This is a genomic window from Pseudomonas sp. B111 (assembly GCF_026428275.1).
GTDB classification, from domain to species: Bacteria; Pseudomonadota; Gammaproteobacteria; order Pseudomonadales; family Pseudomonadaceae; genus Pseudomonas; species Pseudomonas aeruginosa.
The window spans coordinates 4,499,507-4,513,904 of sequence record NZ_CP097857.1; the positions used below are offsets into that span (position 1 = coordinate 4,499,507).

Genomic DNA, 14,398 nt, shown 5'->3' on the forward strand with positions numbered 1-14,398 from the left:
GGAGCCGATTGACCGCCCTGCCAGCGGCGTCGGCCAGGCGGCCAATGCCTGCTGCGGGTGCTCGACTAAGCTGACAGCCACCTATTTCGAGGAGATGTCCAATGCCCACCGCCTGGCTCGACCTGCCCGCCCCACCCGCCCTGCCCGGCCTGTTCCTGCGCGCCGCACTGCGCCGCGGCATCCGCGGCAAGGCCCTGCCCGAGCGCGGCCTGCGCAGCCAGGTCACGGTGGACCCGAAGCACCTCGAGCGCTACCGCCAGGTCTGCGGCTTCCGCGACGACGGCCTGCTGCCGCCGACCTACCCGCACATCCTCGCCTTCCCGCTGCAGATGGCGCTGCTCACCGACAAGCGCTTCCCCTTCCCGCTGCTCGGTCTGGTCCACCTGGAGAACCGCATCGACGTGCTGCGCGCGCTCGGCGGCCTCGGCCCGTTCACCGTGAGCGTCGCGGTGGAAAACCTGCAACCGCACGACAAGGGCGCCACCTTCAGCATCGTCACCCGCCTGGAAGACCAGCTTGGCCTGCTCTGGGTCGGCGACAGCAAGGTGCTCTGCCGCGGCGTCAAGGTGCCCGGCGAGATTCCACCGAAAGCCGAGCAGGAGCCGCTGCCGCTGGAGCCGGTCGACAACTGGAAGGCGCCCGCCGACATCGGCCGGCGCTATGCCCGTGCCGCCGGCGACTACAACCCGATCCACCTGTCGGCGCCCAGCGCCAAGCTGTTCGGCTTTCCCCGCGCCATCGCCCACGGCCTGTGGAACAAGGCTCGCAGCCTGGCCGCCCTCGGCGAGCGACTGCCAGCCTCGGGCTATCGGGTCGAGGTGCGCTTCCAGAAGCCAGTGCTGCTGCCGGCCAGCCTCACCCTCCTGGCCAGCGCGGCGGCGGCGGACGGCCAGTTCAGCCTGCGCGGCAAGGACGACCTGCCGCACATGGCCGGGCATTGGAGCCGGCTACAGGGCTGACGCCGGTCCGCCATACCTTGAAGCTTCGGGCGCAAAGCCCGAAGCTATGCGGCTGCTTACCGCCACCGCGAAGAATCCCCCATGGACCTGCACGAACTCACCGCGCGCCTGCACGCCATCCGCGACCGCAACGACTGGCGCCAATTCCACAGCCCGAAGAACCTGGCCATGGCCGCCAGCGTCGAGATGGCCGAACTGGTGGAGATCTTCCAGTGGCTGACGGAAGACCAGTCGCGCACGCTGTCGGCCGAGCAGCTCGAACACGCTGGCCAGGAAGTTGGTGACATCGTCCTTTATCTGCTGCTGTTCTGCGGGGAAACCGGCCTCGACCTGGAACAGGTGGTGCGCGCCAAGCTGGCCGACTGCGAACGGCGCTTCCTGCCATGAGCGACCGCCACTTCGACGAACTGGCGACGCGCTTCGCCGAAAAGATCTACGGCGGCGCCAAGGGTGCGATCCGCCTCGCGGTACTCCAGGCCGACCTCGCCGAAGCCCTCCCGGAGCGACCTCTGCGGGTCCTCGACATCGGCGCCGGGCTCGGCCACATGTCGCTCTGGCTGGCCGCTCGCGGCCACCGCGTAACCCTCGCCGAGCCAGCGCAACCCATGCTCGACGGCGCCCGCCAGCGCTTCGCCGAAGCCGGGCAGGCCGCCGAATTCATCCAGGCGCCCTGGCAGGAACAGCTCGGCCAGCTCACCGAGCCCTACGACCTGGTGCTCTGCCACGCCGTGCTCGAGTGGCTGGCCGAACCCCATGCGATCCTGCCGGTGCTGCACCAACTCTGCGCACCCGGCGGCTGGCTGTCGCTGGCCTTCTACAATCGCGACGCGCTGATCTACCGCAACCTGCTCAAGGGCCACTTCCGCAAGCTGCGCAAGGAGCGCTTCGCCGGCGAGGGGCAGAGCCTGACCCCGCAGCGCCCGCTCGACCCGCGCGAGCTGGAACAGGCGCTGGCAGCGCGTTGGCGCATCGAGGCGCGCAGCGGCGTGCGGGTGTTCCACGACTACATGCCGAGCGAGTTCCAGGCCAAGGCCGAACGGCTCGACCTGGTGGAAATGGAACTGGCCTACCGCCGCCACCCGGCCTTTGCCGGGCTTGGCCGCTACCTGCACTGGCTGTGCCGCCCGCAATGAAAGGCGCAGAATGCAGTCTGAGCCTGCAAGGGCCGCCGACGTAGCGCGGCCACGGAGCGTCGAGCATGCAATCGCGACTGTTGATCCTGCCGTTACTCGCCAGCCTGGCCGCCCTCGGTGCCTGCCAGGGCGACAATCCCTACCGCGCCAGCTCTCTGCCCTACCCGCCGCAGCCGGCCACCGCGGCCAATCCCGGCCTCGATCCCGGCGCCTATCCGGCGGCGCCGCGCGACTACGCCCGCTACCGTAGCTGGAGCTGGGCCGCCGCCGGGGTCAGCGGCTTTCCCCAGGGCCTGGACGACAACCAGTTGCGCGACGCCGTCAGCCAGCAGCTCGACCAGCGCGGCCTGCGCCCGGCGCGGCCGGGCAGCGCGGCCGACCTGCAGGTCAGCGCGTTCCTGCGCAACGAACTGCGCACCCGCCAGGTCACCGACTACTACGGCGGCTACTACGGCAACTACGGCGGCTGGCGCGATCCCTGGTACGGCTATGGCGCCAGCTACCCGGTGACCCGCAGCTACACCGTGCAGGTCACCGTGGTCCGCGTCGAGCTGAACGACGCCCGCAGCGGCCAGCCGGTGTGGGGCAACAGCGCCGAGTTCGACTCCGGCGACTCCGCCAGCGAACAGGCCAAGGCCCTGCGCGAAGCGGTGAAACGGGCGCTGTCGAGCTACCCGCCGGGCTGATCGGCGAGCACCCGGCGGCGGATCGCCTCCATCTTCCTGGGCGAGTTGCTCATCACCGCATCGGCGCCCAGGGCGCGCGCGGTGCGGTAGTCCTCGGCGGTCTCGATGCCGAACATCACCACCTTCACCGGCTCGCGGCGCACGCAGTCCATCGCTTTGCGCGTCCACAACTGCGCCGCCGGCACCTTGTAGGAAGACTCGCCAAGGGTGAAGCGCTCGGTCACCGTCAGTTCGCGGCGCAGCTCGATGCCCATCCAGGTGCCGCCGGCCGGCGGTGCCTCGCAGCGCTCGCCGAAGGCCAGGCCGACCAGGCGGTTGCGCGTCGCATCGCGGCTTTCGAACTGTCGCGCGCGGTCCGCGTAGCGCTGCGTCAGGTAGTCGTTGGCGGCCTTCTCGGTGGAATAGAAACGCACCCGCGACCAGGCCTTCTGCCGTTCCAGCTCGCCGGCCACGGCATCGACCAGCGGCTCCACCGGCAGCGACTTCATGTCGAGGAACACCGGCACCTGCGGCGGGATCGCCCGTAGCGCCTGGCGCAGCGTAGGAATCCGCAGCGGCTTCTGGCGGTAGGGATAGCTGCCGTCCTCGGCCTTGAACATATAGCCGGCGTTCAAGCGCGCCAGCTCGGCCAGGCTCGACTGGCCGACCGCGCCGGCGCCCTGGGTCAGGACCGCCAGGTCAGCGGGGCGATAGAGCACCGGATGGCCATCGGCGCTCAACTGCACCGACAGCCATAGCGCGTCGGCGCCGTTGTCCAGCGCCTTGCGGATCGCCAGCAGGGTATTCTCCGGGTAGTCCGCGGTGCCGGCGCGATGGGCCACCAGCAGCGGGCCCGGGCCATCCGCCGGTACCACCGAGCGTGCCTCGACGCAGCCGGTCAGCGACAGGCCCAGCAGCAGGATCGCAATACTTCGATTCATTTCATTCTCCCGTCGCGCCCTATAGGGCGGGTGCTCGCCAACGTTACTTGTGGAGACGCTTCAAACCCGCGTTTCCTCTTGCCTTTCATCCGGCGCTGAGCTTGGATGTGAACTCTGACTGGAGAAAAACCATGATCCGCCGAATCCTGCTGCTCGGCCTGCTCCTCAGCCTCGCAGCCTGCGAAACCACCCAGCTCGACCGCGACTTCGACAGCTCCCGCGACTTCGCCGCCTACCGTAGCTGGAGCTGGTCGCAACCCGCCTTCGAATACCGCCCCGACGACCCACGCATCAAGAGCGACCTCACCGAGCAACGCATCCGCGAAGCCGTCGCCCAGCAGCTCGACCAGCGCGGCCTGCGTCCGGCCCAGGGCAACGCCAGGGGCGACGTCACGGTGCGCGCCTACCTGATCGTCGACGATCGCCAGGACCAGATCACCACCAACTACGGCGGCGGTTACTGGGGCGGCTACTGGGGAGGGTACTGGGGCGGCCCGGCGATGGCCGAGACGCGCACCGTGAATTACAAGGTTGCCACCCTCCAGGTCGACCTGTTCGACGGCAAGGACGGCAAGCTGGTCTGGCGCGGCAGCGGCGAGCAGATCATGCGCACCAGCCCGCCGAGCCCGGCCGAGCGCGAGCAGGCGATCCGCGAGACGGTGCAGAAAGTCATGTCGCAATACCCGCCGCGCTGACATGCAGCTCAGCCACCGCCCGGCGGAGACCGGCGACCTGGAGACGGTCGCCGGCTTCCCCCAGGACCGCGACGAACTCTTCTATTGCTACCCCAAGGCGATCTGGCCGTTCAGCGTCGCCCAACTGGCCGCCGCCATCGCCGAACGTCGCGGCAGCACCGTGGCCGTGCACGACGGACAGGTGGTCGGCTTCGCCAACTTCTACCAGTGGCAGCACGGAGACTTCTGCGCCCTCGGCAACATGATGGTGGCGCCCGCCGCGCGCGGCCTGGGCGTGGCCCGCTACCTGATCGGGGTCATGGAAAACCTCGCCCGCGAACAGTACAAAGCGCGCCTGATGAAAATTTCCTGCTTCAACGCCAACGCCGCCGGACTGCTGCTCTATACCCAGCTCGGCTACCAGCCGCGCGCCATCGCCGAACGCCACGATCCGGACGGCCGGCGCGTGGCGCTGATCCAGATGGACAAGCCCCTTGAACCCTGACACCCACGCCCAGCGCGTCCTCATCATCGTCTCCAGCGGCCCGAGCACCCCGGCCCGCTGCGCCGCGCCCTTCCACACCGCCACCCTGCTGGCCTGCATGGACGCCGAGGTGACCCTGTTCCTCAGCGGCGAAGGCGTGCAGTTGGCCCGCCGCGCCGTCGCCGACCAGTTGCGCGCGCTGGACGGCGGCGAGCCGCTGCGCCACTTCATCCGCCAGGCCCGCGAGGCCGGCGCGCGCCTGCTGATGTGCCGCCAACCCGGGGTGAACATCGACGAAAGCGAACTGATCGAGGAACTCGACGAAATCTCCAGCGGCGGCGAACTGGCACGGCTGATCCTCGAATCCGAGCGGGTGCTGACCCTATGAGCGCGAACCTGCACGGCCTGGAATTCCCCGACGGGCTGTTCTACGCCCCGGACTACAACCTGTGGCTGCGCGAGGAAGTCGACGGCAGCCTGACCCTGGGCCTGAGCGCCTACGGCTGCGCGTTGTATGGCGAAATCTTCGCCTTCACCCCCAAGCGCGACGGCTGGCACATCGAACGCGACCGCAGCTTCGGCGTGGTCGAGTTCGCCAAGGCTGCCTCCTCGGCCCGCAGCCCGTTGGCCGGGACCCTGCTGGCGAGCAACCCGGCGGTGGTCAAGCGCCCGGCGCTGATCAACCGGGATTGCTACGGCGAGGGCTGGATGGTGCGGCTGCAACCGGACGACTGGGCCTCGGCGCAGGGGGCGTTTCTCCAGGGAGACGCGGCGCGGGAGGCATTCGCCGAGCGCATGCGCCTGGATGGGTTCGATCCGCAGCATCCAGGGGTGCAGGCGCTGGACTTCTGAGACTCCCGGGTTTTACCCACACCCCGCTCGCGGAAGGCGGATAACGCCGCTGGCGTTATTCGCCCTACCCCAGCTCCCCATCGCCGCCAATCTCCCGCATATCCCCGGAGTCCGCCATGTCCTCACCCCAACCGCCCCGCTTCGACGGCCAACGCTGGAGCAACGCCGACGACGACCGCATCGAGGTGCTGCCCGCCGACCCCGCCTGGCCACAACGCTTCGCCGCCGAAGCCGAGGCCATCCGCACGGCACTGGCGCTGCCCGGGCTGGGCATCGAGCATGTCGGCAGCACCGCGGTGCCCGGGCTCGACGCCAAGCCGATCATCGACATCCTCCTGCTGCCGCCGCCCGGCCACGATCCGCAGCGGCTGGTAGCCCCGCTGGAGGGCCTCGGCTACCAGTTCTGGCGCGAGAACCCGAACACCCAGCGGATGTTCTTCGTCAAAGGCATGCCGCCCTTCGGCCATGGCCGCACCCACCATGTCCATGTCATGCCCCTGGCCCAGGCCGACCGCTACCTGCTGTTCCGCGACTGGCTGCGCAACCACCCCGACGACGCCCGCCTCTACGCCGAAACCAAGCACACTCTGGCCCGCCGCTACCCCACCGACCGCGAGGCCTATACCCGTGGCAAGGACGAGGTCGTCGCAAGGATTCTCGGCCGGGCGCTAGCGGCGACGCGGCACCCAATGATACAGAGTGGCCTGGTAAGGGGAGAACGCGAAATGCACGCCAGGGAACTGCGTGAAACGCTGGTCGCCGGCGCGGAATCGACGCCAGGCGGCCCCGCCGATACAGCCTATTTCGAGTCGCTGCGCAGCCGGGTAAGCAAGCCCCAGGACTGAGGCGGATAGCGTGCTTCGCTCACTACTGCGACTGTGCGAGCACGGCTTCCACCAACCTCTCGATCACCTCCCCCACCCTCCCCGGCTCGCCAACCTCCACCCAGCGCAAATGCGCGAACCGCGGATCCTCGCGCAGGCCGGTGTATTTGCGGCGGTTGCCTGCGAAGGTGGTCCATGACCAGAGCAGGATCGAATCCCTGGAGCAGAACGCCATCCGCAGCGATTCACGGTTGCCGTGGGACAGGCGGGTGCGCAGCAGGCCCCGGGCCAGGGTGCGGCGAAGGACCCGGGAGAACACCGTCCAGCGCCCGAAATTCAGCCATACCACATGGGTGGCGCGGCCCCAGAGCAACTCGCGAACGGCGCTGTAGTTGCCGTCGGCGACCCAGCGCGGCCCCGTCGTCGCCCGCTCCACGGCGTGCTCGAAGCGTTCGTGGGGCACGGCTTGCCAGCCGGGGCCCCAGTAGAGTCGGTCGAGTTCGACATGCGTACAACCCAGCCTGGCGGCCAGCGCGGCGGAGAAGGTCGACTTCCCGGCCCCGCTGGTGCCGACCACCACCACACGCAGCGGCGCGCCTCGCTCGGCCTCGACGCAGGTCATGCCTTGACCGCGACCAGCGTGTAGCACATCGGGATCGCCAGCGGTCCGTCCTCGTAGAGGTCGTAGAGTTCCTCGCGGTTCGAGTGCGGGTACTCCTTGAAGTGACTCAGGCGCAGGCCGGCGCCGAGCAGCCCGCCGAGGATGTCGCCGAGCGGGTGGACGTACCAGTAGCTGGCGATGCCGGTATCGCTGCCGCTGCCTTCGTAGACGATGGCCTCCCGGGATACGTGGGGCGTGTCGGTGAAGTAGTCGTTGCGCAGTTCGAACGGTCGCTCCGACTCGGGTTCGAGCATCTCCAGGAACGGGTGGGTCTCATAGATCGCCAATTGCCCGCCCGGCTTCAGCAGGCCGCTCACCGAGGCGAAGAAGCGCGCGATGTCGGGCATCCAGTTGAGCACACCGATGGTGATCAGCAGCAGGTCGAACTGACCGTTCATCTCGGCCGGCAGCTCGTAGGCATTGGCTTCGACGAAACGCGGCTGATGCGGCGAGCGCTCGGCCAGTTGCCGCGCCTGGGCGAGGAAGGCGGCGGACTGGTCGATCCCCACCGCCCGCGCGACGCCGAAGGCGTACAGCGAAAGCACTTCCCGGCCGTTGTTGCAGCCGACCTGGACCGCCGCCTTGCCGGCCAGGTCCAGATTGCGCAGCACGCCAGCCAGGGTCTCGTCCAGGCAACTGAAGCCGGTTTCCTGTACCGCCAGCGACAATTCCTGCCAGCCGCTGCCACGCAGGTGACTGTCGGCGGACGCGTCCCAGGCGCGTCGGTTGCTTTCCACCGCGTGTTCAAGATCCGTCATGCGAAAACCTCAGAAGTGTTCCCAGGAAGGCCAGCCGAGTCGCGAACCCGCAGCCCACTCAATCGCGGAATTGCAGCCCGATATGGGCTCGGCAGTCGCGTCGTTCCAGGCTGCCTTCCTGGAAAGCGCCGCAGGCGCGGTTTCTCAGAGGCAGCGTCTGTTCCACCACGGTCACCCGCACCTCGTTCGCCGGTTGGCGCTGCTCGGCGGGTCGCGGCGCCTGACGCCGGCCGTTCAGGTTGTCGGCCCCGCCTGGCGGGATGCGCCGGCGCGTCGCGGCGATCCGCCTGCATGCTCAATAGAGACCGGTGGCGCTGCCCCGCTCGAACAGCGGCACCTGGTTGGCCAGGATCATGTTGTAGCTGAGCATGAACGGCACCCCGCCGCCGCTTTCGGCGATCTGGCTTACCCAGCCGATGGGGTTGTTGAACAGCGATTCGTCGGGGCTGAGCACGCCGACGGCGGCGCTGTCCGGGTCGCCGTCCCAGGTCACGTCGCCCCAATGCCAACCGAGGCCACGCACGTACTGCGCCCCGATCAGCGCGCCGAGGGCGAAGACCGCCTCGTCGTCGAGGCTGCGCCCCTGCGCCCTCGCATCGCGCACGTAGTCGGTGATGGCGACGACGATCTGCGCCGGCGTCTCGTCCGCGGCGACGCCAAGCAAGGCGAGCCCCTGTGCCTGCAGCTCCGCCAGTTGCTGTTGCAGGTCCGTTGAAAGCGGATTGATCTCGGCCATCCCTGTTCTCCCGAGGCAAGCGTGCGCACCCGTCCGTCGGGCGCGCCATGAAGCGCGTTATCTTACGGCTTCGCGGCGACGAAAGCGCCCTCCCCAGCCAAACGTAGCGCAGCCGCTAATCGCCTCTTCCCGGAAATGCTGCCTTCGGCTCTACTGGCGAATTTGTGCCATCCATACCCGAGACAGCCCCATGACGCTGATCGCCGCCGCCCAGAGCTGCGCCCATCCCGCCGACCTGCCACGCAACCTCGACGACCACCTGCGCCTGATGCGTATCGCCCAGGCACGGGGCGTGCGCCTGCTGGTGTTTCCCGAACTGTCGCTCACCGGCTACGAACCCACCGCTGCCGCCGCCCTCGCCCAGCCGGCGGACACGCCCCTACTGCAACCGCTGCGCCAGTTCGCCGAGCAGGCACGGATGACCACGGTGGTCGGCCTGCCGCTGCGCTCGCCGAAGCATGCCAAGCCGCTGATCGCCGCCCTGATCCTCGGCGCCGACGGCAGCCTCGGCGTCTATGCCAAGCAGCACCTGCACGCGGGCGAGGAACGCCACTTCTCAGCCGGCGACGGCGGCCCCCTGCTGGAGATCGACGGCCTGCCGATGGCGTTGGCGGTCTGCGCCGACTTCAGCCAACCCAGCCACCCGGCCCACGCCGCCCGTGCCGGCGCTCGCCTCTACATCGCCAGCGCGCTGATCGGAGAAAATGGCTACCCGGCCGACTCGGCCCTACTGGCCGGTTATGCCCGCGAGCACGGAATGGGCGTGCTGCTGGCCAACCATGGCGGGCCGACGGGTGGCTGGAAGGCGGCGGGCAGGAGTGCGTTTTGGAATGAGCGGGGAGCGCTGGTCAGGGAGACGACGGGGACGGGTGAGACGCTGCTTCTGCTGGAACGGACCGAGATAGACGCTTGATCCTGTGAGACACGATGGCCGCCGAAAGCGAGCGAAGAATTGGCGGAAGGCAGTGGGAGTCGAACCCACCCAGGAACGGCTGCCGTCCCCCACCGGATTTGAAGTCCGGCCACGCCACCGGGCGTGATTGCCTTCCTCTTTGATTTGCAAGAGGTTTTCCTCGAGACGGGAGCTTATCAGGCCGGGGTCCGAAGAAGAAATGCCGGATGTCATGGAAAGTCGTTCGCATGGCCGGGCGAGCAGAGCGTAGCCCAGCCACGGAGCGCTTCACAGGCGTTTCAGGCAATGGCAGTAGACGAAGTGCTGGACCCGGCCGGCGGGAGTGACGTGGTGTTCGTCGCGGTGCTCGGTGAGCTGGAAGGCGGAGCCGAACTCGGCGTGCAGTTCGTCGGCGTCGTAGCGCATGACCGGCAGGCCGCTGCATTCGGTCGGACCGTCGGCGGCGAAGGTGGCGACGATCACGTGGCCGCCGTGGCGGACCGCCTTCATCACCTGGCGCACGTAGGCGCGGCGGGCTTCGGCAGTGGTAAGGAAGTGGAACACGGCGCGGTCGTGCCAGACATCGTAGGTGGCTTCCGGCAGGTCGACGCCGGTGATGTCGCCGGCGATCCAGCGCACCTCTTCGCCGCGCGCGCCGAGGCGGTTGCGGGCGACGCGCAGGGCGGCGTCGGAAAGGTCGAGCACCGTCAGGTCGCCGAAGCCTTCGGCGAGCAGGCCGTCGACCAGGGTCGAGGCGCCGCCGCCGACATCGATGATCGCCGCCTCGCGGGGCGCGCCGATGCGTCGGATCAGGTCGAGGGACAGCGTGGCCTCGGCCTGGAACCAGCTCACCGCGTCGGACGGCTTGCTCTCGTATACCCGTTGCCAGTGCTCTCGTTCGGACATGACGACCTTCTCCGTGTTGCGCTGCGACCCATTACCCACCAAGGGCGTTAACGGCACATTAACGCCATAGGCGCTGTTGCGACAGGGCCGCTCCTCAACCGTAGGCACCGCGCAGCGACATCACGCCGCGCCTTCGCGCCGCCTGGCGGATCAGCAGTTCGCCCACGGCCAGGGCCAGCGCCACGCCGCCGACGATCTTGCCGGCGTATGCCCAGTCCATCGGCGCGCCTGGGGTGACGACGAACAGGCCGATGCCGGCCAGCACATGCAGCGCGACGAACAGCGCCCAGAGACTGGCCAGGCGGTCGCCCAGCGGCATCCGGTAGGGCCGTGGACGCGGGTCGGCGCGGCGCAGGCGGACGAAGGCCAGGCACATCAGCACGTAGGGCATCATGAAAACCATGGCGAAGATCGACAGCAGGGTCCAGAACAGTTCCTCGGCAGTGTGCGCCACCAGGCCGTAGAGCAGCAGCAGGACGATGCTCACCGCCGAGGCCAGCACCGCCGAGCCGATCGGCGTGCCGTGGCGCGAATGGACCACGCCGAACAGCGCCGGCAGCTCGCCGGCCTTGGCCGCTTCCACCGCGGCACGGTTGGTGCCCATGCTCCAGGTGACCATGTTGGTGAAGAGGGTGAACAGGACGAAGGCGCCGACCAGGTCGGCGAGCATCCCGCCGGCGCCGTCGTGGCCGTAGATGTTGTAGAGGGTGTGGGCGAAGATCCGGGTGACGTCGGTTTCCTCGGCCGGTACCGCGGCCAGCACGCCGAGGGTGCCGAAGATGTTGAAGGCGCCGACGATCAGCCCGGAGATCAGCACCGCGCGCGGGATGTCGCGGCGCGCGTTGCGCATCTCCGCGGCGCTGCAACAGGCCAGCTCGGTCCCCATGATGCCATAGACCATCACTCCCAGCGCGGCCATCTGGCCCGGCGAGGACGGGACGATGGAGTCCAGGCTGAAGTCGTTGGCGAAGCCATGGTTCCAGCCGAAGTGCAGGCCGCCGACGCCCAGGGCGAGCACCGCGAGCAGCTTGAGCAGCGCGCCGAGGTTCGGCAACCACTTGCCCAGGCGCAGCGCGACCACGTTGAACGCCGCGGTGAGCAGCGCCAGGGCGATGCCGATGGCGATCTTGCCCCAGAGGCTCAGCTCGGGGAAATAGAAGGCGCCGAGCATGCTGCCGAACAGGGTGTAGACCGAAGGCATCCACAGTGCGTTGTTGACCCAGTACATCCATGACACCCGGGCCCCCCAGCGGAAGCCGAAGGCGCTGCGCACCCAGTGGTAGACGCCGCCGTTGGCGGGGAAGGCGGTGCCCAGCTCGGAGGTCATCATGGCCATCGGCAGGAACAGCAGGACCAGCACGTAGAGCCACCAGAACAGGCTCGACGGACCGAGGGAGGAAGCCAGGGCGATCTGGTCCATGAAGAGCATCGCCGAGACCGTGTAGAGCACCACATCGCGCAACCGCAGGACCTTGTTCTTGTTGTCGTCCATTGGGGTTCTCCTGAATGTTCGGGTGGGACGCCGGCGGCGCCCCGGCGCTTACCGGTGACCGGCGCGGACAAGGTCCTCCACGGTTTCCTCGATGCTCTCGCGCAGCACCCGGACCACGGTATCGACCTGTTCGCGGATGAGGATCAGCGGCGGCGACATCACGTTCAGGTGGACGATCGGACGAACCAGCAGGCCGCGCTTCTGCGCCCGCAGGTGGACCCACTCGCCGATGTTCAGGCTTTCCGGGAACAGCGCCTTGCTCGCCTTGTCGGCGACGAACTCGACACAGGCCATGAAGCGCATCCCGCGCACGTCGCCGACGATGGGCAGGTCGCGGAGGCTTTGCAGGCGCTCCTCGAAGTAGCGGCCGACCTCGTCGGCGTGGGCGAGCAAGCCCTCGCGCTCGATGATCTCGATGTTCTTCAGCGCCGCCGCGCAGGCCACCGGGTGGCCGGAGTAGGTGAAACCATGGCTGAAGCAGCGGCCCTTGTCCGGCTCGGCGATCACCTCCCAGATGCGCCGGGAGAAGATGCACGCACCCAGCGGCTGGTAGCCGGAGGTGAGGCCCTTGGCGGTGAGGATGATGTCCGGCTGTACGCCGAACACCGCCTGGCTGGCGAAGAAGTGGCCGAGGCGGCCGAAGGAGGTCACCACTTCGTCGGAGATGTACAGCACGTCGTAGCGCTGGCACAGCTCCCACATCCGCCGGTGGTAGCCCGCGGGCGGGACGATCACGCCGCCGGAGCCGAACACCGGCTCGGAGATGAACGCCCCCACCCGGTCGGCACCGAGTTCGAGGATCTTGCGTTCGAACTCCTCCACCAGGCCATCGAGGAACTCAGCCTCGCCCACTCCTTCCGGAGCGCGGTAGTAGTAGGGACAGGCAAGGTGGTGGATGCGCTCGTCGAGGAAGTCGAACTCGGCCGGCCGGTCGGCGCTCTTGCCACCCAGCGACATGCCGAGGAAGGTCGAGCCGTGGTAGGCGTTGATCCGCGTGATGACGTGCTTCTTGGCGCGCTTGCCGCGGCAGTTCTGATAGTAGTGCATGAGGCGGATCGCGGTGTCCACGGCGGTGGAACCGCCGGTGGTGAGGAACACGTGGTCGAGATCGCCGGGGGCCAGCTCGGCGAGCTTGCGGCAGAGTTCGATGGCGCGCGGGTTGGCCATGTCGCAGAAGGGATTGGAATAGGCCAGCAGGCGGGTCTGCTCGGCCACGGTGCGAGCCATTTCCTCGCGCCCCAGGCCGATGTTGGTGCACCACATGCCGCCCACCGCGTCGAGGTAGCGGTTGCCGGCGGTGTCGTAGATATAGGCGCCGTCGCCGGCGGCGATGTTCAGCGAGCCGTTGACGCGGTGGTCGTCGAACACGTGGTAGCCGTGCATGTAGTGGGCCTGGTCGGCACGGACCAGGTCGGCGTCGCCGAGGGGGGACGTGGCGTGCAGTCTTGCGTTCATCGGGCTGTCGCTCTTCTCGGATGGATGCTCCGAGGGTGCAAGAGCACCGCGCGGCGGGCCATACCCCATTTTGGGGTAAGCGCTGGGTGCGGCCGACGCGGCTTGCTATCCTGCGGCGACAACGACAAGAACGAGCCGTACCGTCCATGCAGGCCATCGCCCCGAACGCCCTCGACCGCTGGCACGAACACCTGGCGCTGGCGATCCGGCGCCTGCGCCAACCCGACTTCCTCGCCGCGCTGGTCGACGCCATCCACCAACTGGTGCCGATCGAGTCGAGCATGATCAGCCTGGAACGCAAGGGCCACGCGCCCACCCTGCTCTACGAGCGCGGCATCGCCGAGCGCTTCCGCGAGGCGATCATCCGCCGCTACTTCTCCCGCGGCTACCTGCTCGACCCTTTCTGCCTGGCGGTGGAGGAAGGCCTTCCGGAAGGCTTCTACACCCTCGGCGAGATCGCCCCCGACGACTTCTTCCAGAGCGCCTACTACCAGACCTACTACCTCGGCGCCGGAGCGGTGGAGGACGTCTACTACATCCTCGACCTCGGCCCTACCGAGAAGCTCTCGATCTGTCTCTACAACGGCCTTTCGGCGAGCCGCTACAGCGACGCCCAGGTCGCCGCCCTCGCCGGCCTGGCGCCGCCGGTGCTGGAGCTGGCCCGGCAGTTCTGCGCCGGGCGCGCCAACTTCTCGCCGAACCCGCAGGCCGACCTCGCCCCGCGCCTTCAGGAAGTGCTGCGCGGCTTCGGTCGCGGCGTGCTCACCGACCGCGAACGCGAAGCCTGCCACCTGCTGCTCAGCGGCCACTCGGCGAAATCCAGCGCGCGGCTGATGGACATCTCCCCGGAGACCGTGCGCATGCACCGGAAGAATCTCTACACCAAGCTGGAAGTCGGCTCGCAGTCGGAACTGTTCGCGCTGTTCATCGAGTGCCTGAGCCAGGGGCAGCGCGTCGGCCCCTGAG

Annotated in this window: 18 protein-coding genes and 1 tRNA gene; 11 read left to right on the forward strand and 8 right to left on the reverse strand. The window is 68.5% G+C overall.

Going from position 1 to position 14,398, the window contains the following annotated elements:
* Positions 1-101: 101 nt before the first annotated feature.
* The 4 genes from M6E97_RS20925 (at position 102) to M6E97_RS20940 (ending at position 2,778) form a co-directional block, all read left to right on the forward strand.
* Entirely contained in the window at positions 102-959 is an 858-nt protein-coding gene (locus M6E97_RS20925; RefSeq protein ID WP_003095272.1) for a MaoC family dehydratase, read from the forward strand.
* Between the two features lie 81 nt (positions 960-1,040).
* On the forward strand, positions 1,041-1,346 hold the full coding sequence (locus M6E97_RS20930) for a nucleotide pyrophosphohydrolase (RefSeq protein ID WP_003102255.1): 306 nt from the start codon (positions 1,041-1,043) through the stop codon (positions 1,344-1,346).
* Positions 1,343-2,092: a methyltransferase domain-containing protein gene (locus M6E97_RS20935; protein WP_049310686.1), complete on the forward strand. Its 750-nt coding sequence runs from the start codon at positions 1,343-1,345 to the stop codon at positions 2,090-2,092. Before M6E97_RS20930 ends, M6E97_RS20935 begins: the two co-directional genes overlap by 4 nt.
* A gap of 65 nt (positions 2,093-2,157) precedes the next feature.
* Positions 2,158-2,778, forward strand: coding sequence for a DUF4136 domain-containing protein (locus tag M6E97_RS20940; RefSeq protein WP_003102259.1), 621 nt, complete (start codon positions 2,158-2,160; stop codon positions 2,776-2,778).
* On the opposite strand, the gene M6E97_RS20945 is transcribed toward M6E97_RS20940, so the two are convergent.
* Entirely contained in the window at positions 2,763-3,698 is a 936-nt protein-coding gene (locus M6E97_RS20945; RefSeq protein WP_003102260.1) for a glycerophosphodiester phosphodiesterase family protein, read from the reverse strand. The two genes, M6E97_RS20940 and M6E97_RS20945, sit on opposite strands and share 16 nt — an antisense overlap.
* Before the next feature lie 131 nt (positions 3,699-3,829).
* On the opposite strand from M6E97_RS20945, the gene M6E97_RS20950 reads away from it, so the two are divergent.
* The 5 genes from M6E97_RS20950 (at position 3,830) to M6E97_RS20970 (ending at position 6,553) form a co-directional block, all read left to right on the forward strand.
* Positions 3,830-4,393 (forward strand): DUF4136 domain-containing protein, encoded by a 564-nt coding sequence (locus M6E97_RS20950; RefSeq protein WP_003095282.1) that lies wholly within the window; start codon positions 3,830-3,832, stop codon positions 4,391-4,393.
* Position 4,394: 1 nt separating this feature from the next.
* Positions 4,395-4,877 carry a GNAT family N-acetyltransferase gene (locus M6E97_RS20955; protein ID WP_003135262.1) on the forward strand — a complete coding sequence of 161 codons (483 nt, stop codon included), beginning with the start codon at positions 4,395-4,397 and terminating at the stop codon, positions 4,875-4,877.
* The gene (locus M6E97_RS20960) at positions 4,867-5,244 is read left to right on the forward strand and encodes a DsrE family protein (protein WP_003095286.1); all 378 of its coding nucleotides are present in this window, start codon (positions 4,867-4,869) and stop codon (positions 5,242-5,244) included. The genes M6E97_RS20955 and M6E97_RS20960 overlap by 11 nt, the downstream gene beginning before the upstream one ends.
* A complete protein-coding gene (locus M6E97_RS20965; RefSeq protein ID WP_033939360.1) occupies positions 5,241-5,708 on the forward strand; it encodes a glycine cleavage system protein H in 468 nt (155 codons plus the stop codon). Before M6E97_RS20960 ends, M6E97_RS20965 begins: the two co-directional genes overlap by 4 nt.
* Before the next feature lie 116 nt (positions 5,709-5,824).
* Entirely contained in the window at positions 5,825-6,553 is a 729-nt protein-coding gene (locus M6E97_RS20970; protein WP_003457214.1) for a GrpB family protein, read from the forward strand.
* 22 nt (positions 6,554-6,575) lie between these two features.
* Here M6E97_RS20970 and M6E97_RS20975 read toward each other — a convergent pair whose 3' ends face one another.
* The 3 genes from M6E97_RS20975 to M6E97_RS20985 all read right to left on the reverse strand — a co-directional run bounded on the left by M6E97_RS20975 (position 6,576) and on the right by M6E97_RS20985 (position 8,615).
* Positions 6,576-7,154: an AAA family ATPase gene (locus M6E97_RS20975; protein WP_023111901.1), complete on the reverse strand. Its 579-nt coding sequence runs from the start codon at positions 7,152-7,154 to the stop codon at positions 6,576-6,578.
* On the reverse strand, positions 7,151-7,951 hold the full coding sequence (locus M6E97_RS20980; RefSeq protein ID WP_033939359.1) for a class I SAM-dependent methyltransferase: 801 nt from the start codon (positions 7,949-7,951) through the stop codon (positions 7,151-7,153). The genes M6E97_RS20975 and M6E97_RS20980 overlap by 4 nt, the downstream gene beginning before the upstream one ends.
* A 295-nt stretch (positions 7,952-8,246) precedes the next feature.
* On the reverse strand, positions 8,247-8,615 hold the full coding sequence (locus M6E97_RS20985) for a hypothetical protein (RefSeq protein ID WP_079381530.1): 369 nt from the start codon (positions 8,613-8,615) through the stop codon (positions 8,247-8,249).
* A 262-nt stretch (positions 8,616-8,877) separates the two neighbouring features.
* Between M6E97_RS20985 and M6E97_RS20990 the strand changes: the two genes are divergently transcribed.
* The gene (locus M6E97_RS20990; protein WP_003111401.1) at positions 8,878-9,600 is read left to right on the forward strand and encodes a carbon-nitrogen hydrolase family protein; all 723 of its coding nucleotides are present in this window, start codon (positions 8,878-8,880) and stop codon (positions 9,598-9,600) included.
* 40 nt (positions 9,601-9,640) lie between these two features.
* Here the strand turns inward: M6E97_RS20990 and M6E97_RS20995 are convergent.
* The 4 genes from M6E97_RS20995 to M6E97_RS21010 form a co-directional block, all read right to left on the reverse strand.
* Positions 9,641-9,736 (reverse strand) — tRNA-Sec (locus M6E97_RS20995).
* Between the two features lie 131 nt (positions 9,737-9,867).
* The gene (locus M6E97_RS21000; protein ID WP_003095305.1) at positions 9,868-10,485 is read right to left on the reverse strand and encodes a class I SAM-dependent methyltransferase; all 618 of its coding nucleotides are present in this window, start codon (positions 10,483-10,485) and stop codon (positions 9,868-9,870) included.
* 94 nt (positions 10,486-10,579) lie between these two features.
* On the reverse strand, positions 10,580-11,977 hold the full coding sequence (locus tag M6E97_RS21005) for an APC family permease (protein WP_003135271.1): 1,398 nt from the start codon (positions 11,975-11,977) through the stop codon (positions 10,580-10,582).
* A 48-nt stretch (positions 11,978-12,025) separates the two neighbouring features.
* Complete coding sequence (locus tag M6E97_RS21010) at positions 12,026-13,432, reverse strand: aminotransferase (protein ID WP_049310689.1); 1,407 nt, start codon at positions 13,430-13,432, stop codon at positions 12,026-12,028.
* A gap of 281 nt (positions 13,433-13,713) precedes the next feature.
* Here M6E97_RS21010 and M6E97_RS21015 point away from each other — a divergent pair, with 281 nt between their 5' ends.
* On the forward strand, positions 13,714-14,397 hold the full coding sequence (locus M6E97_RS21015) for a helix-turn-helix transcriptional regulator (RefSeq protein WP_079381529.1): 684 nt from the start codon (positions 13,714-13,716) through the stop codon (positions 14,395-14,397).
* Position 14,398: the final 1 nt, after the last annotated feature.